Origin of the sequence: Sphaerimonospora thailandensis (genome assembly GCF_016863115.1) — a bacterium.
GTDB classification, from domain to species: Bacteria; Actinomycetota; Actinomycetes; order Streptosporangiales; family Streptosporangiaceae; genus Sphaerimonospora; species Sphaerimonospora cavernae.
In genome coordinates, this window is sequence record NZ_BOOG01000062.1 from 17,020 (window position 1) to 39,030 (window position 22,011).

A 22,011-nucleotide genomic window follows, 5' to 3' on the forward strand; every position below is an offset into this window, starting at 1 on the left:
ATGGTCCGCGCTTGTCGTTCTGCAACCCAGGGATACGGAAGCCCGCAAATGTCAGCGCGGACAGGTCATTATCTAGTCCCACGACATGATTGACGGGCACCCTAGTCTAGGTCGAAAGCCTCTCGATCAGGCGCAGCAAGAGGCGTACCCGGCGGCTGCCGGATCTGGGATAACAAGGCCCGCCGCTGGGCTTGCCCCTCCGTCGCCAGCCAGCTGCCGCTCTGCGGTGGGTCGACGGCGAACGAGGCATCATGGCGGGGACGCGTGCGCGGAGGACCGCCCCCGGATGGACCTCTACAGGTCGACAAGCGCTGGTCTGGCGTCTGCTCTGCCATAGGCGAGTATGCGGCGGAGCACGTCGCGCATACGGTTCACGTCGGCCTCGGGGGCGTCCAACACGGCTTCGATCACCGGGTCATCCAAGCCGAGATCTTCCAGAGCGGCCGGGTCGAGTACAACGCGCAATGTGCCATCGCGAACAGCGACTTCTCGTACGCAGCCGTAAGCGGTTCCCTGATCGGCCGTAACCAGGCAGTGGGTGTCCATAGCAAGATCCACATCCTGCTCTTCGGCCTCTTCGATTCCGCTCATGAAGAGCAGGTTGAAGCCGCTGCCATCCTCGAATTCCGCCACCCCGGCTTGGCGGTAATCCTCATCGAACGCTTCTTCCCCGCCAGCGGCGCGGGCAGTGAATCGGTAGGTCATGCAGGGGTTATATCAGCCACGTGGGCAGTATTCGCCTCGATAGCTTCCGGGCCCCGGACTACCGATGTCTCTAGTGCTGTGTAGTCCGGCCGAGAGGTTCGTGTCCTCTCGGCCGCGCACATCGCAGAAGGCCCGTGACCAGGAATTTGCCCGCCCTGATCGCGGTGGCCACGGACGGAGGGGTCAGCTCCAGGTCGCGTTCCTGAGGATGGCGTTCAGGCCCGGGTGGTCCCACTGGTCGAGGACCAGGATCTTGGACTTGGGCAAATACCACTCACGCTGGTTGTAGCGCGTCTTCACCTTGGACTTCTTGTCGACGCAGGTCGCCGCCCACCGGTGGTAGTCAGCCTTGTGGCCCGGCCCGACCTGCCGCAGTCCTCTGCCTGCGAGCTTCCAGTCGCCCTTGAACAGCTTGTAGCTCTTGGGGCAGATGCTGACGTCGGTCGCGGGATCGAAACCGTACTTCGGGTTGTAGGCCTGGAACGTGCGGAGCCCGATCTCGAGGGCCTTCGGGCCCAGCACCCAGAAGCTACGGCACCCCCAGTCGCGGAAACCGTAGTCCTCGGTGCCGAAGGTGGGGCACGAGCCGGTGATGACGCGGACCCAGTCCGCGTTCCTCCTGTCGACCTTCCACGACTTGGGGATCTTGAGGGTCAAACCCTTGCGCAGGTGGATCTGCTTGGTCTCGCCGTCGCGCGCGAACGCCGCCGTGGGGGTCGCCAGAGTGGCCGCCAGGACGGCCAGACCGGCCGTCGCGACCGAGATGGTCTTTCGGAGCATGCCCGAAATGCTAGGTCCTGCTAGTTGTAAACGACTTGTAGCTTGATGTCCAAGAGATCGCCAAACGCTGACGAACAACCTCCTCCTCCTCCGTCTCCTTGCTGAGCGCCGCGAGTCCGAGTTGACCTTCGAGGTTCATGCCGGGGCGTTCCAGCGGAGGACCACCGGCTCGCCGTGCTCATATCCCAGGAGCGAGTGGGTGCCGGTGTCCAGCCGGAGATAGCGCCCGTGGGCGGCGGGCAGTCCCAGCCATCGGGCCGCGAGCACGCGGAGCAGGTGGCCGTGCGCCACGACGAGCACGTCCCCCTGGGCCTGCCGGATCCGGGCGATGACCTTGTCGGTGCGCTCGCCGACGTGTTCGACGGTCTCGCCCGGGTGGTCCCGGTCACCGGGGACGACACCGTCCCGCCAGACGTACCAGCCAGGACGGGACCGGCGGATCTCGGCGGCCGTGACACCCTCGTATCCGCCGTAATCCCACTCCCACAGGTCCGGGTCCACCTCATATGAGGCGACCCCGGCGAGTTCGGCCGTACGGCGGGCCCGCCGGGCGGGGCTCACCAGGACCAGCGAGAACGAGCGGGTGCCGGCTATCGGGGCCAGGGCACGAGCCTGCTGCTCACCGTGTGCCGTCAGCGGCACATCGGTGCGGCCCGTATGCCGGCCGGCTTTGCTCCATTCGGTCTCCCCATGCCGCAGCAACATGACCTCCATGTCCCCAGTCTCGCCGATCGGTGGTTCTTTTCCGTGGGACCTGAGCCCCCAGACCGTGGCCCGCGTCCGGTTCCACCCTTGGGGTGACACGGTCCACTCTCGGTTCGCAGCCGTTGAAGAAGGGGCGGCCGGTCTTTCAGGCAAGGCATAGAGTGGTCCCGAGGGGAGGCTGGGGTGGCCGCAATGAATCGACCGAAGGTCGACAGCATTTCGCTGAGTGATTTGGTGGAGCTCGCGCTCAGCGGCCGGATGCGGGTGCCGTCATTTCAGCGCTCTTATCGATGGGAGCGTAACGACGTAACCCAACTGTTCGACAGCATCCTCCGCGGATACCCCATCGGTAATGTGCTGGTCTGGCAGCGGCCGGCCGCTGCGGGAACGGTGCTCATCGGTCATCTGCAGATCCAGTCGGAAGCGGTTGGAGATGCCTGTTGGGTGGTTGACGGCCAGCAGAGAATCACGAGCCTTGTCGGTGCGCTGACGGCCACCAGTGACACAGTCGACCCGCGTTTCCGTATATATTTCGACCTGGCTCACGACAAGTTCATATCGCTGCCGCGCACGCGTGAGCCGGGGCGTGATCAGTTGCCCATGTCGCTCGTCCTGGACACTGCCAGAACGAATGCATGGATCCGTGCTCGAACCCATTTGAGCGACGAGCAGATCGCGCTGGCAGATCAGGTTGTGGCCGCTGTCCGCGATTACAAGATCCCTATGTACACCGTCACCGGCGAGAACGATCACGCCCTACGTGACATCTTCGACCGCATGAACACCTTCGGCAAGCCCTTGAAGAGCGCGGAGGTGTTCAATGCTCTACATTCGATCTCGGGTGAGCAGAAGCCCGGCGATCTGCGCATGCTGGGCACCAGCGTTCGGACGTTCGGTTTCGGCGAACTGCCCGAGCAGACCCTCATGCAAAGCCTGCTGGCCATTCGCGGAGCGAAAGTCGATCGAGACTTCCGTAACGAGTTCGTTGACGATGGCGACCGGCACGCCGCGTTCATCCGTACCGAGATGGCGCTGGGTCACGTCATCGACTATCTCCGCGACGACGCGGGCATTCCCCACGTCAAACTCGTCCCCTATGCCCTGTTTATTCCGATTCTGGCCAGGTTCATGGCGACCTTCGGTCCTCCACGGGGCAGAGCCGCGGAACTGCTCCGCCGCTGGATTTGGCGAGGCGCGGTCCTGGGCGTAGCCCCCCAGGGCAACACGGTGGGTCTGCGGCAGGGGGCGGCCGCCGTGCACACAGATGCCCTCGCCAGTGCCCAACGTCTCATCAAGCTCCTGCCCGTGGCCGCTCCATGGAGACCGGACGTCTCGCAGACCCGCCTCAACCGCGCGCAGGCGAAGGTCAACATCCTCGGGTTGCTCTCCCGGATACCCAGGCATCTCTCCGCCGACCCAGACAGTTCCGGCGAGCCGATCGACGCCGCTCAGTTGCTCGAAGCCGGCGGGCCGCTGACCACGATCGTCGATGACAGGAGCGCACTGGGCGGCGGGATGGCGAACCGGCTCATCCTGCCGCCAGGGGAAGTCGACGATCCTGCGACGCTGTTCCTGTCCCAGGACTTCGACGAGCGCGTGCTGGCAAGTCACTGCTTGGACGCCGAGTCCATCGCGCTGCTCCGCAACGGGCGTAAGGCAAGTTTCCTGGAAAGACGCGCCAAGGAGGTTGAAGCGGTCATCTACGACCACGTCCAGAGCCGCGCCCTTTTCGGCTTCCCAGATGGACTGGATGTGACAACGCTGTTCGACGAGGGTGAAGAGCTTGATTGACACGGCGGTCGCAGGAGTGTTTCTCGGATGTCGCCGGGTCGGCACGTTGAGCTATCACGGCGGCAACACCTGGTTCGATTACGAGGACAGGGATCCAGCGCATCCGGTCCTCGGGCAGGCGTTCGAGGTGAATCCACACAAGCGCCGGTCGGGGAGCGGTTCTGTGCCGGAGTGGTTCGCCAATCTCCTGCCAGAACAGGGCAGTGGACTGCGCAACTTGATCGGCCGGGAACTCGGCCGAGCGAACCCACATGATTTCCAGGTCCTCATGTTCCTGGGAGAAGACCTTCCCGGGAACGTCCGTGTGGCGCCCGAGTCCGATGTGCCGTCGCTCCCGGAGTTGGACACCCGGTCACATGACGACGGCCCAGGAAAGGTGAGATTCTCGCTGGCTGGAGTTCAGGCGAAATTTTCCATGCGTTGGGAGGGGAAAGGGCTGGTCCTGCCCATGTCCGGGCAGGGGGGCGACTGGATCGTCAAACTTCCCGATCGCCGATTCCCCGAAGTCCCCGCGAATGAGTACGCCATGCTCAGGTGGGCGAGATTCGTCGGCATCGACGTGCCCGATATCCGGCTCGTCTCGGGAGAAGATCTCATCGGGTTGCCTGACGGGCTGATCCATCCAGAAGAGAGCGCCTTCGCGGTGAGGCGATTCGACAGGCTCCCCGAGGGACGAGTCCACCAGGAGGACTTCGCGCAGATCAGAGAGATCGCTGTCGCTTCCAAGTACGACAAGGCCACCTATACCGGGTTGGCCCGCTTCATCAACGCGGTATGTCCGCAGGATCTGGAAGAGTACCTGCGCAGGCTGACCGCGATCGTAGTCATGGGCAATCTCGACGCGCATCTCAAGAACTGGACACTGCGCTACCCGGATGGGGTCGGCGCGCGGCTGTCTCCGGCCTATGACTTCGTCTCCGTGTCGTCCTATGACGAGTTTCGCGCCGAGGAGTTGGCTTTTCCGGTGAACGGGGGCAGGGTGGCCAAGCTCATTACCCTGGACAACTTCCGGAACCTCGCGCGTCGCGCCCGCCTCGACCCCGACCAGGTCACCGGCGTCGTCAAGGACACGGCGGCAGCACTGACCGATGCCTGGGCGCAGATCAGGGCCGAGCGGGTCGCCCCCGCTTTCGTGGCCTCTCACATCGAGCAGCGTCTGAAGTCGCTTCCCTTGATCGCGGAAGCGAGGCGGTGACAGCCGTGGAGCCCGGGCGGACGTTACTCATTTTTCGTACCCGCCAGATGTGGGGTGGTAGGGCTCGCGGGTGAGGGAGTCGAGCACCCGTAGTGCGGCGGAGACCGATTCGGAACCGGCGGGCAGCAGGGGCAGTCGGACGGCCGGGCTGGGGATGCGCCCCTGGGTGTGCAGTACGCCCTTGATGACGGTGGGATTCGGCTCCGCGAACAGCGCGGCCGACAGGGCGGCGAGACGATGACCGAGGTCACGGGCGTGCGCCGTGCCGCCCTCGTGCGCCGCGTCGCCTGCGTGCCAGAGCCGGACGAGTTCGGCGAAACGGGCGGTGGCCAGATGGGCGGAGGCCAGGATGCCGCCGTGGGCGCCCATGGCCAGCAGCGGTGAGAGGAGGACGTCGTCCCCGGCCAGTACGGCGAAGCCGTCGGGCGGATCGGCCATCAGGTCCGCGGTGGAAGCGCTGATCGCGCCGGTCGCGTATTTCACGCCGACGACGCCCGGCAGCGCGCCGAGCTTCCGCAGCGTCTCCGCGCCCAACTCCTGTCCGGTCCGATACGGGACGTGGTAGATCACCAGCGGTACCGGGCTGTCGGCGGCCAGTTCCGTGAAGTGCGCGATCACCCCCGCCTCGCCGGGTCGCGTGAAGTGCGGGACGAGAGTGAGCGCCGCCACCGCCTCGGGCACCTTCCGGAGGGCGGCCAGCGCCTCCCGACTGGCGGCGGTGTCGTTGCTCCCGGCCCCGACGATCAGTGGCGCGTCGCGCTCGCGACAGACCCCGGCCACCACATCGACCACCGACTGCTTCTCTTCCGCGGTGAGCGTCGCCACCTCGGCGGTGGTGCCGAGAGCGACGAGGCCGGCGGCCCCCTCGTCGAGGAGTTCGTGAGCCAACCGCTCCAGGGCGTCGAGCGCGATCTCGCCCGTACCGGTGAAGGGCGTGATCAACGGGATGTGCACCCCTCGGGCCGGCGCGCTGATTTCCATGTTCCGAATGATCGCGTGGCCGTGCGTGCCTCGTCCATCGAGAAATGCTGAAGTGCCTCGTAAGCCCTGCTTAATGATCGATGACCGGCTGGGGTGACATGGGACCGCAGCCCGCGGGGGACACTCGCTTACGTCCCACAAGTTCGCCATCTCGACGAGGTCGGATCTGGAAACGGGGCGAATCCGAAATGACCGTCGACGCCCGCGCGCTGCTGCGCACAGCCGAGCAGGCCGTCACCATCGCCGGCCGGTTGATCCGTACGAAAGATCCCGGGGTCGTCACGACCAAGGGCGACCGCGACATGGTCACCGACATCGACTACGCGGTCGAGCATGTGGTACGGGAGTTCCTGTCACGTGAGACGCCCGAGTTCGGGTTTCTCGGCGAAGAGGAAGGCCTGAGCCGTACGGGTGACGGCGGCCTGATGTGGGCGCTCGACCCGGTGGACGGCACCGCGAACTTCGCTCGCGGCATCCCGCTCTGCGGCGTCTCTCTCGGCCTGATCGAGGCCGGCCGCCCGGTCCTGGGGGTGATCGACCTTCCGTACCTCGGCGCGTACTATTGCGCGGCCGAGGGCGCGGGCGCCACCGCCAACGGCCAGCGGATCCGCGCCCACCGGACCTACGCGCTGAGCGCCGCGATCGTCTCCGTGGGCGACTACGCCGTGGGCGAGGGCGCGGAGGCGGAGAACCGGATCCGTCTCCCGCTCTACCACTGGCTCGCCGCCCGGGTGCAGCGGGTACGGATGCTCGGCTCGGCGGCCGTCGATCTGGCCTGGGTCGCCGAGGGTAAGACCGACGCGTTCATCACGTTGTCCAACAACCCCTGGGACACCGCGGCCGGCGTCGCGATCGCCCGTGAAGCCGGCGCCGTCGTCGCCGACATCGACGGCGGCCCGCACACCACGAAGGCTCAGGCCACCATCGCCGCGACGCCCGGCATCCTCACCGATCTCATCGCACTGATCACCCAGGCCCGGCAGGACGCCGATCGTACGGCACAGCCCGCGGAGGCCTGCCACAGGAAGGCATGAATCAGCCAGGACGGTCAATCGTGCCCGGCAGAGCGGCAGAGCGGCAGATCGACACGATCTCACCCTGACAGGTCACGGGTTCCGATGCGGGTCCGGGACCGCGTAACCGGGGATGGACGGCCAGCGCACGGTGAGCACCACCGACTCCTCTTCGGCGTACCACGAATGATCGACGCCCGGCCCCCACACCACGTAGTCGCCCTGCTCGGCGAGCAGCACGCTGCGTCCCGGCAGTTCCACCCGGAAACGGCCGCTGATCAGCACGAGCAGCGCCGTACGTTTCTCTCCGGTGACCCACTCGGCGCGCTCGTCGCCCCGCGGGTGCACACCCCACTTGATCTCGACGTCTTCGCTGTGCCGGACGCCGCCGGCCGGCTTGAAGTGCCCGAGCAGCCAGCCACGGTCCCCGGCCGCGTCGATGCCCGCCTTGCCCACGTATACGGTCTCCACCGAGTTGTCCGGGTTCTCCACCACGAGCCGTGACGCTAACACGCCATCGCGCCGTATCGTCGTCGTATTCCCGTCAAGGGAGCCGATCGCCGGGAGGTCGTCCGATAGGGCTGTCCGGGATCCGTCAGTGCCGGCCGGGATCCGTCAGGCGCCGGCCATGTGCGGCGGACGCGTTCCCCGGATCTCGGCGAGAGCACGGGTGAAGTCGCGTGACGACAGCCAGAGCTTGTACATGATCGCGGCCTCGAAGGCGAGCAGCGGGATCGCCGCGCCGATCGTGACCGCGATGATCATTGCTGAGGAGAGGGTGGCGAGCAGCGGGCCGATGATGAACACCGCCATCTGGAACTCGATGCCGCTGACCAGGTGCGTACGAACGCGGTGCGCGCGCAGCCATGCCCGGAACGGGATATACCACGCATAGCGCGAGTGGAACTCCACCTGCAGGTCGACGGCCTCAGCTGTACGGACGTAGTCCTCCTGGGAGTCCGAGTTGGTGTCGAGGTCCAGGTCGGGGTCGTCGCGCAGCGGGGATCTCGCCGGAGAGCGTGAGCCGGCTGGGGCGGCCGCCTCGTACGCCATCCGGATCGTGCGGCGCATCTGGCGCCGGACCTTCGTCACCTGGAGAGCGTCGACGTAGCGGAGCATGTCGAGGAAGACGATTCCGATGCCGAGAAGCAGGTAGAGGTCCTGCCCGGTCGCTTGATATTGCCCCCACATCAACGCGAGGGCGCAGCCGAAAACGCGGATCCGATCGAAGACGTAGTCCAGCCAGCCGCCCAGCACGGTCCCCGTACCCTTGAGCCGGGCGATCTTGCCGTCCATGCAGTCGAGGACGAAGCTCAGGTGGTAGAGGACGGCCCCGGCGGCCAGCCATATCGGGTCCGCCGTCAGGAAACAGCCGGCCGAGCCCAACCCGAGGAGGAAGGCCCCCCAGGTGATCTGGTTCGGGGTGATCGAGGTCCGGTTGGCGACGGCGACGACCAGTCGGCCCGCCAGTGGGTCCACGAGGAAGACCGTCCACCAGGCGTCCCGCGCCTTGTAAGTCCGCGACCGAACATCTTCCAGGGTGAACTTCATGCAGAAAACCTTCTTGTTCATATTTTGGATCTAAGCGGTGAATGTCCGCGAGGTGGCGTGTGTCCCTTTTGGGCTATGGGTTGGAAGCATCGCTATTCTTCATCCGCGTCGTCCATGTGGTCCCACTCGTCGCCCCACTCGTCCTCCCAGCCCCGCGCGTGCGAGTCGTCTCCCAGGTGCGGGTCGTCGTCGGCGCCGAACAGTGTCGCCAAATGCCCCAAAAGCGGCTTAACCATGGAATTTGACCTCGCGGCGGATTACGAAACTTGGCAAAGCTTTATTAACCCATGGAATTCCATCGCCCGCAGCCGATTCTCCCGGGGTAGCCGCCGTCGGCGATCTGGTGAGACAGGAGACCGTTCCAGAGCTTTGACCCGACATTCACCGTGTACGGCTGATCAGCGAGTGTGTGGCGCTTACCGTCGTCTCGTCACGTTTTTCGGCACCGTCCATCCACCGTCCATCCACATCGGGGAAAGTCTGATGCTCGTCTGCACGGCTGCGGCCAGTCTCATCGCCGTCCTACTCGCCGGGCCACCGCCCGGGCCGGCAGTCCAGGAACCGGCCCGGACGGCCGGTCCCATCGCGGCCGGCGCCACGCCGCTGACCGGCAACGGGGTTCCCTTCGGCAACAGGGCTCCGAACGGAAGCGGGGCGCCGAACGGAAACGGGGCGCCGATGGGCAACCGGATTCCGGCCGGCAACATGCCGAAGAGCGAACAACCCAAGGCGCGTCACATCGTGCAGGTCGGCAAGGACGGGGTGCCGAAGGAGATCTTCGTGGTTCCGCTGCCGATCGACGCCTCAGGAATGCCCACGGCTCCGGTGGCGATCCCCAACTTCGGCTTCCAGAACTTCCAGACGACCGCGGCGCCGCCACGACACAAGAAGGGGCGGAGGACCGCTCCCCAGTGGCGAGACCGGAACTGGGACAGGGCATGGGAGCGCCGGCGCGAGCAGGACGGCAAGCGTGCGGAGCATGAAAAGCGGCACGGTAAGCGTGCGGAGCATGAAAAGCGGCACAGCAAGCGTGCGAAGCATGAAAAGCGTGCGCATGGCAAGCGTGCGGAGCGCGTGGAGCATGGGCGGCATGGACGACACGGGAAGCGCGACCGCCCTCACCGAGGGAGGGCGGCGCGTCACCGCAGGTAAGAGAGGCGCCCTGAGTCACCGGCCGGTGCCGGAGGCCGACACTCCCTCGGTGTCGGAGGCCGACACTCCCTACGTCTCCGCGGGTGATCCCCGGTAGCCCGCGGAGACGATCACTTCCGCCTGCCGGGCGTAGAAGGAGCGGTCGTCGGGCGCGAGCGTGGCCAGGCCGTCGACATAGCGGTTGAACATGCAGAAAGCGGCGGCGATCAGCACGGTGTCATGGATCTCCAGGTCGGTGGCGCCGACCTCGCGGGCCGCCGTGACATCGTTCTCGTCGACGTTCCTGCCGCCCTCCTGGACCGCTGCGGCGATCTTCAGCAGTGCCTTCATCTTGGTCGAGACGGGGGCGCGTTCCAGGTCCGCGCGGACCTGCTCGATCAGCGCCATGCCTTCGGGAAGCTGGGCCGCGGCGAAGGCGGCGTGGCAGGAAAAGCAGAACCGGCATTCGTTCAGCCCGGACACGTACGCGGCGATGAGCTCGCGCTCCCCGGGGGTCAGCGTGCTCTCCCCGCGCAGCAACACCTCGGCCAACGCGTTGAGGGGGCCTTCCGTTTCCGGGCGGAACTCGAACAGGCTGAGGATCCCGAACGCGTCCGGATTCAGCGTGATGTGCGGTTTGGTTGAACCCCTATGGTTTGATCCGTTGGTGTAGTCCGCCGCTATTTTCGCGAATCGGACCGATGGTTCCGTTCTTTCGGCAGCGTCGCGCGGGGAAATCGCGGTCGTCATCGTCTTCGCCCTCCTGCGGCTCGGGACATGGATGGCCGTTCCACGAACAACTCTGCGGCTCGTCGTGGCCATGAGCCAGGGAGACCGGAGACAACATGCTGTCCTCCGTCGTCCCCTTCCTGCCGGTCGGACCGCTATGCGGAGGCGAGCGGTGCGCCCCCGGCCGCCGGGAACCCCCCCGCCACCGGGAAACCCCGGGCCGGGACACGGGCGGCCGGACGGGCCGGGATGGAGCGGGTCGCCGCCGCCCGGCCCCGGCCCTGTACGGCGGCGCCGACGACGGTCGCCGCGATGGCGCTACCGAGGCCGATGGTCCAGCCGACCGGCCCGAGGGGCCGGCAGCCGAAGAACCCGCTGACCACGGGGATGGAGACGATCAACCCCAGGACGGCGAGGGACGACAGCGCGGCCACCGTGACGAGCCTGTCCCGGCCGCCGCCCACGAGCGTCTGCAGGAGCTGCGCCGACACGAGCGCGACCAGGCCGATCGTGTCGGCCCGCCCCCTGGTGCCGGTCATCCGTCCCGCGAGCCACGCCACCGTGGCCGCGCTCGCCGTGACGATCGCGCGCAGATAGATGTCTCGGGTCAGCGACGCCCCCAGGGACGCCTCGGGCCCCTCCGCCAGCAGCCGCTCCGGATCGGTCGCGGCCGGCGGCCGTACGGCGACCGCCATGGCGGGCACCATGTCGGTGAGCAGGTTGACCAGCAGGAGCTGGCGGGCGTTCAGCGCGCTGCGCCCGGCGAGCAGACTGGACCCGACGGTGAAGAGGATCTCCCCGATGTTTCCGCCGAGGAGGATGCTCAGCGAGTCGCGTACCGAGCCCCACATGGCCCGGCCCTCGACGATCGCGTCCACGATCGTCTCGATCCGGTCGTCCGTCACCACGAGGTCGGCCGCGCCCCGGGCGGCGGGCGTGGCCTGGGAGCCGAGGGCGATGCCCACCTCGGCCGTCCGGATCGCCGGGGCGTCGTTGGCGCCGTCGCCGGTCACGGCCACGACCTCCCCGGCCTCGCGCAGGCAGTTGACGATGCGCGCCTTGTGCGCGGGGGTGGCCCGGGCGAAGACCGCGACATCGGGCAGCACCTTGGTCAGCGTCTCGTCGTCGATGGCGTCCAGCTCCGGCCCGGTCATGATCCGCCGGCCGTTCAGCGTGTCGAGCTCGACGGCGATGGCCTCGGCGGTGCTCGGATGATCACCCGTGACCATGATGATCCGGACTCCGGCGCGGACCAGCCGTCCCACGCTCTGCGCCGCGGTCGCCCGGACCGGGTCGGCCAGGCCGAGGAAACCCAGGAAGCACAGCTCGTCGATGCGGGACTCGTCGAGGTCGCGCCGGTCGGATGCGGTGCGCTGCGCGACGGCCAGCACCCGGTAGCCCTGCCGGGCCAGTCGGTCGACTTCCCGTTCCAGCTCCTGCCGGGTGCTCTCGTCGCAGGGGACCTCCACCGAGTCCCGCAGCACCTTCGTGCAATGGGTGAGGACGATCTCGGGGGCGCCCTTCACGCTCAGCAGGTGACCCCGCTCGGTACGGCCCAGCACCGCGTGATAGCTCCGGCCGGGCTCGAACGGCATCTCGGCGACCCGCTCCCAGGTCGTCAGCCCCTCGGCCAGCCCCTCAGTGGGCGTGACGCCCAATCGCCGCGCCCCCCGGAGGACGGCGCGGTCGGTCGGGTGGGCGGCGTCCGACCGAGGTTCCGAGAGAGGGCTCGCCCGGACCGCGGCGGCGAGGACCCGCCGCAGCCGCTCGTCCGGTGCGTCGACGGAGCGGCCGGTCCACCCGTCCGACAGGTACCGCAGGCTGATCCGCCCCTCGGTGAGCGTCCCCGTCTTGTCGAAGCACAGCACGTTGACCCGGCCGAGCGCCTCGATCGTGGACGGGTTGCGCACGAGCGCCGCCCGCTTCGACAGCCGCCGCGCCGCCGCCAGCTCCGCGACCGTCGCGATGAACGGGAGCCCCTCGGGCACGGCGGCGACCATCAGACTCACGGCGGGCGTCAGCGCCGCGGCCGGGGGCCGGCCACGGAGCAGATCGACGAACAGCAGCAGGGCCCCCGCCCCGATCGACAGCGGCAGGATCCGCCGGCTCAGCGCACGCAGCCGCAGCTCGACCCCGGTGGGCGGGCTCGGCTCACGCGCGAGCCGCGCGCTGCGCCCCGCCTCCGTCATGTCGCCGGTCGCGACGATCACCGCTCGCCCGCTGCCGGCCGCGACCGTGGTGCCCTGGTACACCATGGAGTGGCGGTCGGCGACGGCGGCCGCGACGGACGGCGCCGCCGTCTTCGTGACGAGCTGCGACTCCCCGGTCAGCGTCGACTCGTCGACCTCCAGGCCCACCGCTTTGATGACGCGTGCGTCCGCCGGTACGGCGTCGCCCGCGCGCAGCTCCACCACGTCGCCGGCGGCGAGGTCCTCGGCGCCGGCCTCCACGGTCCCCTCCGGGCGGTGTAGCCGTACGCGGATCGCGCTGGCCTCGGTGAGATTGTGCAGCGCCCGGTCGGCTTTGAAACGCTGCACCCCGCCGAAGAACGCGTCGATCACCATCACGCTGCTGATCATCACCGCGTCCAGGGCCGAGCCCACCAGCGCGGAGATGCCGGCCCCGGCAGCCAGGGCGGGGGTGAGCGGGTTGACCAGTTCCTCCAGCGTGGTCCTGACCAGCGAGTGCGGAGTCTCGGTCGCGCTGTCCGGCCGCGCCGCGGCCCGGCGTTGTACGGCTTCCGCCTCGTCGAGCCCGTGCGGCGAGGACCCGAGCCGGGACAGGACCTCCTTCGTGGACATCGCGTGCCAGGGCGTGGCGTCCACGGGCAACGGCGCCGGCAGCCGTCCCGTCGCCCGCCCCGCCCACTCGCCCAGCGCGATGGCGGCCGCGGAGACGGCGCCGCTGACCAGGTTCGCCCGGCTCAGCGACTTCGCCTCCGGGCCGACGAACGCGAACAGGCCGCCGACGATCGCTCCGGCGATGCCGAGCCGTACGCCGCTCCGGCTGGTGCTCACCGCGCGGGGCAGACAGCTCAGGAACAGGTGCAGGCCGTGCGGCTCGCCCGCGACGTCGGCGTCCCACGGCACGAGGCCCTTGACGTCGGTGACGCCGACGCCGATGTCGGCCTGGGCGAGCGCGTGCCGCGCCTTTCTGGACACCACGACCACGCAGTGGCCGGCCGCCTGCAGGTCGTACACGTGCCGGGCGAGGTCGTCGCCGCCGGGAAGCCTCCGGCCGATCGCGAGCCGCTGCGCCAGCCCGGCGTCGCCGCCGGCGAGCAGCACCGTGCCCGCTGCCTTGGCGGCGGCGACGATGGCCACGGCGATCGGGTCGATCTCCCGGGCCAGGCCCACGACGGCGACCGGAGCGCCGTCCCTGCGCACCACGACGGCACGCAGCCCGCGCTCACGCCACACCGGCGCGGCCGTGACGAGCCGGTCGGCCGCCTCGCCGACGTCGTCCGCGTCAGTGAGGTCTTTTATCTCGGCCAGATCGGCCAGCGGCCGTACCGACCAGCCCTCGCCGCTCGTCCAGGAGGCGGACGGATCGGAGAAATCGATCAGGGTGTAGAGGTGGGCGTACAGCTCGTCGGTGTCCACCCCGTCCACCAGATGCTCGACCCGGTCGATCGTCCAGGCGCCCGTGGTCAGCGCGTCCGTGTCGAGGATCACGGTGTCGACGCGGTCCATCTTGCGCAGCGCCTCCGCGTCGAGGACGACCATGTCGCGCCTGCCCAGCGTACGGCCGACGGCCCCGGCGAACGCGTCCCTGCTCAGCGCCGCCACCTTGGGGGTGGCGGAGACCAGCACCGCCATGGCGCGCCGGCCGCCCCGGGTGGCGATCCGGGTGACGCCGTAGGCCGCGATCGTGGCGGGGCTGAGCACGTCGGCGTACCGCTCGATCGGTCCGTGCGGCAGCGGGCAGGGCCGTGGCCGGGCGTCCGGCCTGATGTGCCGGTACGCCCCGGGCGTACGGGCCAGCCGCTCCTCCAGCAGCTCCCAGGCGCACCGCCCGGCCCTGGCCTCCACATAGCGGGCGAGCGAGGCCAGAGACTGCACGATCAGGCCGGCGGGCCGCAGCGTGAGCGTCTGGGTGACCAGGTTGGCCGTGGTGAACAGCGCGTTCGTGGGACCACGCCCCAGCCGGCGGTCGAGATCCTCGCGGATCGCCGGGGTGGCGTTCACCAGCTGGAGCAGGGCCGGAACGGCTGCCGGGAGCCGCGGCAGCCGTACGGCACGGGCCGCGAAGATCAACCCGAGCGCGGTCAGGCCGGAGGCGAACCGGATCGTGGCGCGGGCATGCTCCTCGACCAGGCGGATCCGCGACTCGTGCGCGCGTTCCTCCTGCGCGTCGAGCTCCGCGACGATCTCCAGCAGCCGGTCCTTGTCCACGGACCCGGGATCGCACGCGACGAACACGCAGCCCAGGCGGCCGTTGACCTCGGCGCGATCGATGCCGGGCAGCGCGCCGAGCAGGTCCTCGAGCCGCTCGGCCGTGTGTTCGGTGCCCGGACCGCCGATCCCGTGCACGTCGACCCGCAGCCCTCCCGGGCAGGCGACGAGCTCGCGGGGGCAGGGGAAGGCGTCTCTGAGGGGGGCGGGCAGGACGCCGCGCAGCAGCGTCGCGGACGTCGTGAGCACCTGGGTCAGGATCATCGTTTCGCTCTCCAGCAGAGGTAACCCGAGACAGAAGGACGAGCAGGGAAGCCGACAGGCGAAACCGCCACGGCTACGGCCGTGATCGGCGTTTCACCGGTGGCTAACGTGTTGTGCTCGATCTGTTCGGTTGGAGAGCGTCGACGACCCTCGTGGCTGGTCGTCCGATCACTCGGATGCATGCCATGTCCCCTCCTCGTGCGAGTCGGGGGGTTGCTGGGTTGTTCCGGAGGCGACCCTGCCTCCGGCGCGTGCGACAGCCGTTCTGATACTTTCCGGCATCCAACAGGCGGAAACCCCCGTCAGGTGGGTAGCGAGGCGGTGGGGTCGGCGATCACCTGCTGGATCACCTGACCCGCCGCGCCCAGGGCGGCGGCCTCCGTGCCCAGCTGTGACACGACCAAGGGGGGTACGGCGCTCCGCATCTGGCCGAGGCGGGCCGCGAGCATCCCGGTGACCGTGTCGGCGAGCCACGGAAAGAGCCGCGCGAAGATCCCGCCGAGGACGATCGTGTCCGGGTCGACGAGGTTGACCGCCGAGGACAGGGCGACGCCGAGCGCCCGGCCCGCCCGTTCGCAGGCCGCCAGGGCTCGGGGGTCGCCGGCTTCCAGCAGTGTGACCAGTTCCGTGAGGTCCTCGGCGGCCGTGGCCGTGAGCAGGGCGTCCTGCCCGGCGTACCGTTCGAGGCATCCTCGAGCGCCGCACCGGCATGGCGGGCCGTCCGGGGAGACCACGACGTGTCCCAGTTCGCCGGCGAAGCCGCGCGCCCCCCGGAACAGTCGGCCCCGCACCACCAGACCGGCCCCGATGCCGATCTCGCCCGAGACGTACAGGAAGTCGGGCGGCCCGGACCCGAACCACAGCTCACCGAGCGCGGCGAGGTTGGCCTCGTTCTCCACCCGGACCGGAAACGGCAGCCGCAGCAGTTCCGGCACCGGCACCTCGCGCCAGCCGAGGTTCGGCGCGTTGTGGACGACGCCGGTGGCCAGATCCACCGGACCGGGGACCGCCAGGACGCCGCCCACAACCTGCAGTCCAATATCCACAGCCTCATCCACAAGCCCGAGGGCTAGATCGCGTAGTGCCGCGATGACTTCCACCGGTCGGGCGGTTCGGTTATCCACAGCCTGTGTACGGCGCAGCCGTACCGAACGGGCGAGGTCGACGAGGCGCACCGAGAGATAGTCGACGTTGATCTCAAGACCGACCGCGGCGACGCGCTCGCCGCTGATCCGCACCTCCATCCCGGGCCGGCCGCGTTCGCCGGCCCGCACGGTCCCGGCCTCGACCACCAACCCAGCCTCGATCAGGTCGGCCACGAGCTTGGACACCGTCGTCTTGGTCAGCCCGGTGATCTCCGAGAGTGCGGCGCGTGTGAGCGAACCACGCGCGGCGACCTCGCCGAGCACGAGGGCGAGGTTCCGCGCGCGCATCGCGTCATGCCGCACGGCCTGCTTCGCCGCCGGGCCTGTGGGCTGTGTCATCCAGTCGTCCCCTTGACCTGTCCGGCCGCGCGTCCGATATTTAGTCCACAACATAGACTAAATGGGAGGCGATCGATGTACACCCCCACTCCCGAGGACCGGTTCACGTTCGGATTGTGGACCGTGGGCTGGCAGGCCCGCGACCCGTTCGGCGACGCGACCCGCGCGCCGCTGGACCCGGTCGAGACCGTCCACCGCCTGGCCGAGCTCGGCGCGTACGGTGTGACCTTCCACGACGACGACCTCCTCGCGGTCGAGCCGGACCGGGCCAGGGCCATCGAGAGTTTCAGGAAGGCCCTGAGCGAGACCGGCCTGAAGGCGCCGATGGCGACGACCAACCTGTTCACCCACCCGGTGTTCAAGGACGGCGCGTTCACCAGCAACGACCGCGACGTACGGCGGTACGCGCTGCGCAAGGTCATCCGCAACATCGACCTCGCCGCCGAGCTGGGCGCCACGACGTACGTCTGCTGGGGCGGCCGGGAGGGCGCCGAGTCCGACGCGGCCAAGGACGTGAGGGCGGCCCTCGACCGCTACAAGGAGGGCTTCGACCTCCTGTGCCAGTACGTGATCGACAAGGGCTACGACATCCGGTTCGCCATCGAGCCCAAACCGAACGAGCCGCGCGGCGACATCCTGCTGCCGACCATCGGCCACGCCCTGGGCTTCATCAACGAGTTGGAGCACCCCGAGATGGTGGGCCTCAACCCCGAGGTCGGCCACGAGCAGATGGCCGGGCTCAACTTCGTCCACGGCATCGCCCAGGCGCTGTGGCACGGCAAGCTGTTCCACATCGACCTCAACGGCCAGCACGGGCCGAAGTACGACCAGGACCTCGTCTTCGGCCACGGCGACCTGAAGAGCGCGTTCTTCCTGGTCGACCTGCTGGAGAACGGCGGCTACGAAGGCCCCCGCCACTTCGACTACAAGCCGCTGCGCACCGACGACGCCGAGGACGTCTGGGCGTCGGCCGCGGCCAACATGCGGACGTACCTGATCCTCAAGGAGAAGTCGACGGCCTTCCGGGCCGACCCCGAGGTGCGGGAGGCGCTCGCGGCCGGCAAGGTCACCGAGCTGGCGCAGCCGACGCTGGCCGAGGGCGAGGGCTACGAGGACCTGCTCAAGGAGTCGATCGACGTGGCGGCGGTCGGCGAGCGCGGCTTCCACTTCACCCGGCTCAACCAGCTCGCCGTCGAGCACCTGCTCGGCGTCCGCGGCTGATCGACAGGAGACGACCGTGACGTTGGTCGCCGGGGTCGACTCCTCGACCCAGAGCTGCAAGGTCGTGATCCGCGACGCGGAGACCGGAGCCCTCGTACGGGAGGGCCGCGCGCGACATCCGGACGGCACCGAGGTCCACCCCGACCACTGGTGGGCCGCCCTCCAGACGGCCGTCGAGGAGGCGGGCGGCCTCGGCGACGTCGCCGCCCTCAGCGTGGCCGCCCAGCAGCACGGCATGGTCTGCCTCGACGAGGACGGCCAGGTCGTACGGCCGGCCCTGCTGTGGAACGACACCCGGTCGGCCAAGGCCGCCGCCGACCTGGTGACCGAGCTCGGCGGCCCGGACGTGTGGGCCGAGGCCGTCGGCAGCGTCCCGGTGGCCTCGTTCACGGTCGCCAAGCTGCGCTGGCTGGCCGAGCACGAACCGGACAACGCCCGGCGCACCCGCGTGGTGTGCCTGCCGCACGACTGGCTCACCTGGCGCCTGGCCGGACGGCCCGACGTGATCACGACCGATCGCGGCGACGCCTCCGGCACCGGCTACTGGTCGCCCATCACCGGGACCTACCGGCCGGATCTGCTCAAGCTCGCGCTGGGCGGCACCACCACTCCGGAGGTGCCCCGCGTCCTCGGCCCGACCGAATCGGCCGGTAGGGCGGACGATCTGCTGTCGGCTCAGGGCACCCTGCTGGCTCCGGGCACCGGGGACAACATGGGAGCCGCGCTGGGCGTCGGGATGCGGCCGGGTGACGTCGTCGTCTCGATCGGCACGTCCGGTACGGCCTTCGCCGTCACCGACACTCCCTACCGCGACGCCTCCGGCGCGGTCGCCGGGTTCGCCGACGCGACGGGACGCTACCTCCCGCTCGTCTGCACGATGAACGCCGCCAGGGTGCTGGAGGCGGCGGCCCGCATGCTCGGTGTCACGTATGACCGGCTCAGCGAGCTCGCCCTGCAGGCTCCGCCCGGCGCCGACGGGCTGGTGCTCGTGCCGTACCTGGAGGGGGAGCGCACCCCGAACCTGCCGGACGCCACCGGCTCGCTGCACGGGCTCACGCCGTCCACGGCCACCCCCGCGCATCTGGCGCGGGCGGCAGTCGAGGGCATGCTGTGCGGCCTGGCCGACGCCCTCGACGCGCTCGGGCTGGAGCCGGGCCGGGTGCTGCTCATCGGCGGCGGTGCCAGGTCGGAGGCGGTCCGGCGCATCGCGCCGGCGGTGTTCGGCCGGCCGGTGCTCGCACCCGAGCCCGGGGAGTACGTCGCGGACGGCGCGGCCCGGCAGGCGGCGTGGCTGCTGTCCGGCGGGCCGGAGCCCCCGGATTGGCAGGAGGGGGCCCGGGCGGCGGCGGGCGGGATCGCGCGCTACGAGGCGGACCTCACGGTGGGTCTTCGCGACCGCTACAAGGAGGCCGCCGCCAGAGGCTGACGAACTGGGCGCATTGACCGGTGTCGATGCCGGCGCCGGCATCGGCACCTGGAAGACGATCGACCCTGAGATGACCCTGACGTGGCATCGGGGACGATTACGCGTTGTCCCGGATACCCCGGCAGTGCCGTACGGAAGACCATTGATGCATGGTCAAGAGGCTCTTTCCCGTGGCCGCCTGCGGCGGCATCCTGATCGCGTCGATCTCGATCGTCGCGGTTCTGGTGGACGGGAAGGCCGCACTGGATCCGTTCGCCGCGTCGCTCACCGCGTACGCCGCGCAGGACGGCGGCGTGATCAGGTGGGCGCTGGGGACGCTCGGCCTGGCCTCGCTGGCGCTGCTCGCCGGGATGCGCGCCGTACGGGCGCCCGTCGACGGCTGGCCCGCGCGGTTCATGGGTCTTTGGGCCTGGGGGTTGATCGCCGCTGCGGTCGTGCCCGCCGTGGCGGCGGGACTCGGCATGACCTGGGGGGTCGGGGCCGGCCGATTTCTGTCGCTGGCCGCATTCGCCGGCGTTCCGGCCGCGGCGGCGCAGATGGTGGGGCGATTCGAAGGGGACGAGCGGTGGCGGGGGATCGCTCGTCCCCTCGAATGGCTCGCGCTCGCGGCGGGCCTCGGCCTGGCCGCCTTCACCTACGTTGCCCTGCCCGGCCACGGAGTCATGATCGGTCTGGTGGAAAGACTCCTCCTCGTGGCCGAGGTGGCCATCCTCGCGCTGCTCGCCGGGCAACTGCTGCGAATCACCTACGGCCCGGCCGTGGGGGCAGCCGTACGGAACTGGTCCAGCGGCGTCTCTTTCGCCCAGATCCCCGCCGACCAGATCCCCGCCGACCGGGCTCCCGCGGACCGGATCCTCTTCGGCAGCGTTCTCTTCGGCAGGGTCTCTCCCATCCGGACCGTTCGCCGCTCTGTCAGTGCGGGCGTCGGACGGCCCCTGGCCGTGCCCGTACGGTCCGGCGTGCCGCGGCGCGCTGTCCGTCAGTCCCGGAGCAGGCCAAGGCATCGGCCATGAGGCCGTACCGCCAGTACCACTTCTGTGCGCCCCGCACCACGCATACATAGAGCGTGTCGATGTCGGTGGAGCACTTCGCGGCGTAAGCGGTGATCTGATCCCAGGTGGCGATGACCGGCGTGGTGGTGGAGCGTCCGGCGCGGACGCTGGTGAGCACGTACATCTGTGTGTGCTGGTCGACCTCGGCTTCGGCGACGTCACTGATCAGGTACGGCTGCTGCCGGATCAGGCCGGCTCGCCATCGGGGCCACGCCGAGACCGTGAGCAGCCCCACCAACACCGCCTCAACCCACAGGTCCAGGGTCATTGCGATTCCTTCCGTCGGGGCCGCGGGGTGACAGGGGCCGGGACGCGGTACGTGATACGGCTCGCGGGTGAGTGAAAGCACAAGCAGAGCGGCTGCGACGAACCCCCCGTCGCAGCCGCTCTGTCGCGGCGTGTTCCTGTTTGTGCCCGTGTCCCGGGCAGCGAAGGCGGGACGTGGCTGCTGCCCTGGGCCGCGGGCGGGTGGAACGAGCAGCCGGGTCCGGATGGCTGCTTCGCCGCGAATTGGGCGAGGGATCTCCGCTGGCGGCTTCGATGTCCCTCGCTGTTCTCGGCGGTTATGGGCGTCCGCCGAGAACATCGCGGTGCCGTCGTTCGGTGCCGCGGCGTGCTCAGCCGGCGCACCGGACGACAGCGAGTTCAGCGGTTAGCGGTGGCCGCCGCCCCAGCGGTCGTGGCCCCAGCGGCCGTTGCCCCAGCGGCCGTTGCCCCAGTGGCCGCCCCAGCGGGTGCCGCCCCAGTTGTGGCCGGGGTTGCCGTACCTGTGGCCGGGCAGGCCGTACCAGCGGCCGGGCAGGCTGACGAAGGGCTGGTCGCACCAGGAGCCGGGCAGCGGGCGCCACCTGCCGTCCACGAGGTAGACCGGGGTGGTGAAGTCGTCCTCACAGGACGGGGAGACGTACACCCCGCCGTTGACGACGTACTGGCATTCGGGGAGCAGGTAGGTGCGCTCGTCCAGGATGTACTCGTGGACGCCGGTGCCGAGGCGGTAGCCGGGCAGGCCGTACCAGCGGCCGGGCAGGCCGGTGACGGTCTGGACGTTCCACGAGCCCGGCAGGGCGTAGGTGCGGCCCCTGAGGATGTACGTGGGCCTGGCCAGGCTCGCGCCACAGGACGGCGAGACGTACACGCCGCCGTTGATGACGGACTGGCAGCTGGGGAGGATGTAGGTCTTGCTGTTCAGGACGAACTTGTGGATGCGGATGTCCACCCGCGGGTCCCGGATGGTCTTACGCTTCACGGTCACCCGGGAGGTGCTGCTGGTCGCGCGTGCGGTCTTGCTGCTCGCGTGCGCGGCCTTGCGGGTGATCTTGGTGGTCTTGGTGGTCTTGATGGTCGTGTGGGTGCTGATCCCGTCATGCATGGTGATCGGCGCCGCGCTTGCGGACTCGGTGGCCAGCACCGCGGGGGCGACCATGGCAGCGACTGCGAGAGCCCCTGTGAGGAGGGCCTTCTTCATCGTCAAGAGACGATTCCTTCCGTGAGGTGTGCTTGATGTCGGCCGGGCGCACGATCCGGCGGCCGATGACTTGGGGACGGCCTGCCGGAGGTGCGCGCGGCCACAATCGAGACGATGTGGATCA

Annotated in this window: 19 protein-coding genes; 7 read left to right on the forward strand and 12 right to left on the reverse strand. The window is 69.3% G+C overall.

Annotated elements, in window-relative coordinates; translation table 11 throughout:
- Window positions 1-294: 294 nt before the first annotated feature.
- The 3 genes from Mth01_RS25215 to Mth01_RS25225 form a co-directional block, all read right to left on the reverse strand.
- On the reverse strand, window positions 295-705 hold the full coding sequence (locus tag Mth01_RS25215; protein WP_204018431.1) for an Imm10 family immunity protein: 411 nt from the start codon (window positions 703-705) through the stop codon (window positions 295-297).
- Window positions 706-888: 183 nt separating this feature from the next.
- Window positions 889-1,485, reverse strand: coding sequence for a hypothetical protein (locus tag Mth01_RS25220; RefSeq protein ID WP_204018432.1), 597 nt, complete (start codon window positions 1,483-1,485; stop codon window positions 889-891).
- A gap of 135 nt (window positions 1,486-1,620) precedes the next feature.
- Window positions 1,621-2,199 (reverse strand): histidine phosphatase family protein, encoded by a 579-nt coding sequence (locus Mth01_RS25225; RefSeq protein ID WP_204018433.1) that lies wholly within the window; start codon window positions 2,197-2,199, stop codon window positions 1,621-1,623.
- 183 nt (window positions 2,200-2,382) lie between these two features.
- Between Mth01_RS25225 and Mth01_RS25230 the strand changes: the two genes are divergently transcribed.
- Together Mth01_RS25230 and Mth01_RS25235 are read left to right on the forward strand one after the other, a co-directional pair.
- Window positions 2,383-3,981: a DUF262 domain-containing protein gene (locus Mth01_RS25230; protein WP_239089992.1), complete on the forward strand. Its 1,599-nt coding sequence runs from the start codon at window positions 2,383-2,385 to the stop codon at window positions 3,979-3,981.
- Window positions 3,974-5,176: a type II toxin-antitoxin system HipA family toxin gene (locus Mth01_RS25235; protein ID WP_239089989.1), complete on the forward strand. Its 1,203-nt coding sequence runs from the start codon at window positions 3,974-3,976 to the stop codon at window positions 5,174-5,176. Before Mth01_RS25230 ends, Mth01_RS25235 begins: the two co-directional genes overlap by 8 nt.
- 27 nt (window positions 5,177-5,203) lie before the next feature.
- On the opposite strand, the gene Mth01_RS25240 is transcribed toward Mth01_RS25235, so the two are convergent.
- Window positions 5,204-6,157, reverse strand: a complete 954-nt coding sequence (locus Mth01_RS25240; RefSeq protein ID WP_204018435.1) for a dihydrodipicolinate synthase family protein — start codon at window positions 6,155-6,157, stop codon at window positions 5,204-5,206.
- 188 nt (window positions 6,158-6,345) lie between these two features.
- Here Mth01_RS25240 and Mth01_RS25245 point away from each other — a divergent pair, with 188 nt between their 5' ends.
- On the forward strand, window positions 6,346-7,191 hold the full coding sequence (locus tag Mth01_RS25245; RefSeq protein ID WP_204018436.1) for an inositol monophosphatase family protein: 846 nt from the start codon (window positions 6,346-6,348) through the stop codon (window positions 7,189-7,191).
- 72 nt (window positions 7,192-7,263) lie between these two features.
- Here Mth01_RS25245 and Mth01_RS25250 read toward each other — a convergent pair whose 3' ends face one another.
- From Mth01_RS25250 to Mth01_RS25260, 3 genes are all read right to left on the reverse strand, one after another.
- Window positions 7,264-7,665 carry a cupin domain-containing protein gene (locus tag Mth01_RS25250; RefSeq protein WP_239089990.1) on the reverse strand — a complete coding sequence of 134 codons (402 nt, stop codon included), beginning with the start codon at window positions 7,663-7,665 and terminating at the stop codon, window positions 7,264-7,266.
- A 120-nt stretch (window positions 7,666-7,785) separates the two neighbouring features.
- Window positions 7,786-8,721: a CDP-alcohol phosphatidyltransferase family protein gene (locus tag Mth01_RS25255; RefSeq protein WP_204018437.1), complete on the reverse strand. Its 936-nt coding sequence runs from the start codon at window positions 8,719-8,721 to the stop codon at window positions 7,786-7,788.
- Between the two features lie 92 nt (window positions 8,722-8,813).
- Window positions 8,814-8,957 carry a hypothetical protein gene (locus Mth01_RS25260; protein WP_204018438.1) on the reverse strand — a complete coding sequence of 48 codons (144 nt, stop codon included), beginning with the start codon at window positions 8,955-8,957 and terminating at the stop codon, window positions 8,814-8,816.
- A gap of 247 nt (window positions 8,958-9,204) precedes the next feature.
- Between Mth01_RS25260 and Mth01_RS25265 the strand changes: the two genes are divergently transcribed.
- Complete coding sequence (locus tag Mth01_RS25265) at window positions 9,205-9,873, forward strand: hypothetical protein (RefSeq protein WP_204018439.1); 669 nt, start codon at window positions 9,205-9,207, stop codon at window positions 9,871-9,873.
- Between the two features lie 69 nt (window positions 9,874-9,942).
- Here the strand turns inward: Mth01_RS25265 and Mth01_RS25270 are convergent, their stop codons facing one another.
- From Mth01_RS25270 to Mth01_RS25280, 3 genes are all read right to left on the reverse strand, one after another.
- Entirely contained in the window at window positions 9,943-10,395 is a 453-nt protein-coding gene (locus Mth01_RS25270; RefSeq protein WP_239089993.1) for a carboxymuconolactone decarboxylase family protein, read from the reverse strand.
- A gap of 341 nt (window positions 10,396-10,736) precedes the next feature.
- Window positions 10,737-15,239 carry a cation-translocating P-type ATPase gene (locus Mth01_RS25275; protein ID WP_204018441.1) on the reverse strand — a complete coding sequence of 1,501 codons (4,503 nt, stop codon included), beginning with the start codon at window positions 15,237-15,239 and terminating at the stop codon, window positions 10,737-10,739.
- A gap of 302 nt (window positions 15,240-15,541) precedes the next feature.
- A complete protein-coding gene (locus tag Mth01_RS25280) occupies window positions 15,542-16,723 on the reverse strand; it encodes an ROK family transcriptional regulator (protein ID WP_204018442.1) in 1,182 nt (393 codons plus the stop codon).
- Between the two features lie 75 nt (window positions 16,724-16,798).
- Here Mth01_RS25280 and xylA point away from each other — a divergent pair, with 75 nt between their 5' ends.
- From xylA to Mth01_RS25295, 3 genes are all read left to right on the forward strand, one after another.
- Window positions 16,799-17,944 carry a xylose isomerase gene (xylA, locus tag Mth01_RS25285; RefSeq protein ID WP_204018443.1) on the forward strand — a complete coding sequence of 382 codons (1,146 nt, stop codon included), beginning with the start codon at window positions 16,799-16,801 and terminating at the stop codon, window positions 17,942-17,944.
- A 16-nt stretch (window positions 17,945-17,960) separates the two neighbouring features.
- Entirely contained in the window at window positions 17,961-19,370 is a 1,410-nt protein-coding gene (gene xylB, locus Mth01_RS25290; protein WP_204018444.1) for a xylulokinase, read from the forward strand.
- Between the two features lie 149 nt (window positions 19,371-19,519).
- The gene (locus tag Mth01_RS25295; protein WP_204018445.1) at window positions 19,520-20,383 is read left to right on the forward strand and encodes a DUF998 domain-containing protein; all 864 of its coding nucleotides are present in this window, start codon (window positions 19,520-19,522) and stop codon (window positions 20,381-20,383) included.
- On the opposite strand, the gene Mth01_RS25300 is transcribed toward Mth01_RS25295, so the two are convergent.
- Both Mth01_RS25300 and Mth01_RS25305 read right to left on the reverse strand, forming a co-directional pair.
- Entirely contained in the window at window positions 20,283-20,690 is a 408-nt protein-coding gene (locus tag Mth01_RS25300) for a hypothetical protein (protein ID WP_204018446.1), read from the reverse strand. The two genes, Mth01_RS25295 and Mth01_RS25300, sit on opposite strands and share 101 nt — an antisense overlap.
- A gap of 384 nt (window positions 20,691-21,074) precedes the next feature.
- Entirely contained in the window at window positions 21,075-21,893 is an 819-nt protein-coding gene (locus Mth01_RS25305; protein ID WP_204018447.1) for a hypothetical protein, read from the reverse strand.
- Window positions 21,894-22,011 lie beyond the last annotated feature (118 nt).

Excerpts from the sequence above, each read along its gene's own strand:
- Mth01_RS25295 (WP_204018445.1), top strand. The coding sequence starts at position 19,520 with ATGGTCAAGAGGCTCTTTCCCGTGGCCGCCTGCGGCGGCATCCTGATC.
- Mth01_RS25265 (WP_204018439.1), top strand. The coding sequence starts at position 9,205 with ATGCTCGTCTGCACGGCTGCGGCCAGTCTCATCGCCGTCCTACTCGCC.
- Mth01_RS25260 (WP_204018438.1), bottom strand. The coding sequence starts at position 8,957 with ATGGTTAAGCCGCTTTTGGGGCATTTGGCGACACTGTTCGGCGCCGAC.
- Mth01_RS25220 (WP_204018432.1), bottom strand. The coding sequence starts at position 1,485 with ATGCTCCGAAAGACCATCTCGGTCGCGACGGCCGGTCTGGCCGTCCTG.
- Mth01_RS25215 (WP_204018431.1), bottom strand. The coding sequence starts at position 705 with ATGACCTACCGATTCACTGCCCGCGCCGCTGGCGGGGAAGAAGCGTTC.
- Mth01_RS25245 (WP_204018436.1), top strand. The coding sequence starts at position 6,346 with ATGACCGTCGACGCCCGCGCGCTGCTGCGCACAGCCGAGCAGGCCGTC.
- Mth01_RS25225 (WP_204018433.1), bottom strand. The coding sequence starts at position 2,199 with ATGGAGGTCATGTTGCTGCGGCATGGGGAGACCGAATGGAGCAAAGCC.
- Mth01_RS25300 (WP_204018446.1), bottom strand. The coding sequence starts at position 20,690 with ATGACCCTGGACCTGTGGGTTGAGGCGGTGTTGGTGGGGCTGCTCACG.
- Mth01_RS25255 (WP_204018437.1), bottom strand. The coding sequence starts at position 8,721 with ATGAAGTTCACCCTGGAAGATGTTCGGTCGCGGACTTACAAGGCGCGG.
- xylA (WP_204018443.1), top strand. The coding sequence starts at position 16,799 with ATGTACACCCCCACTCCCGAGGACCGGTTCACGTTCGGATTGTGGACC.
- Mth01_RS25230 (WP_239089992.1), top strand. The coding sequence starts at position 2,383 with ATGAATCGACCGAAGGTCGACAGCATTTCGCTGAGTGATTTGGTGGAG.
- Mth01_RS25240 (WP_204018435.1), bottom strand. The coding sequence starts at position 6,157 with ATGGAAATCAGCGCGCCGGCCCGAGGGGTGCACATCCCGTTGATCACG.
- Mth01_RS25280 (WP_204018442.1), bottom strand. The coding sequence starts at position 16,723 with ATGACACAGCCCACAGGCCCGGCGGCGAAGCAGGCCGTGCGGCATGAC.
- Mth01_RS25275 (WP_204018441.1), bottom strand. The coding sequence starts at position 15,239 with ATGATCCTGACCCAGGTGCTCACGACGTCCGCGACGCTGCTGCGCGGC.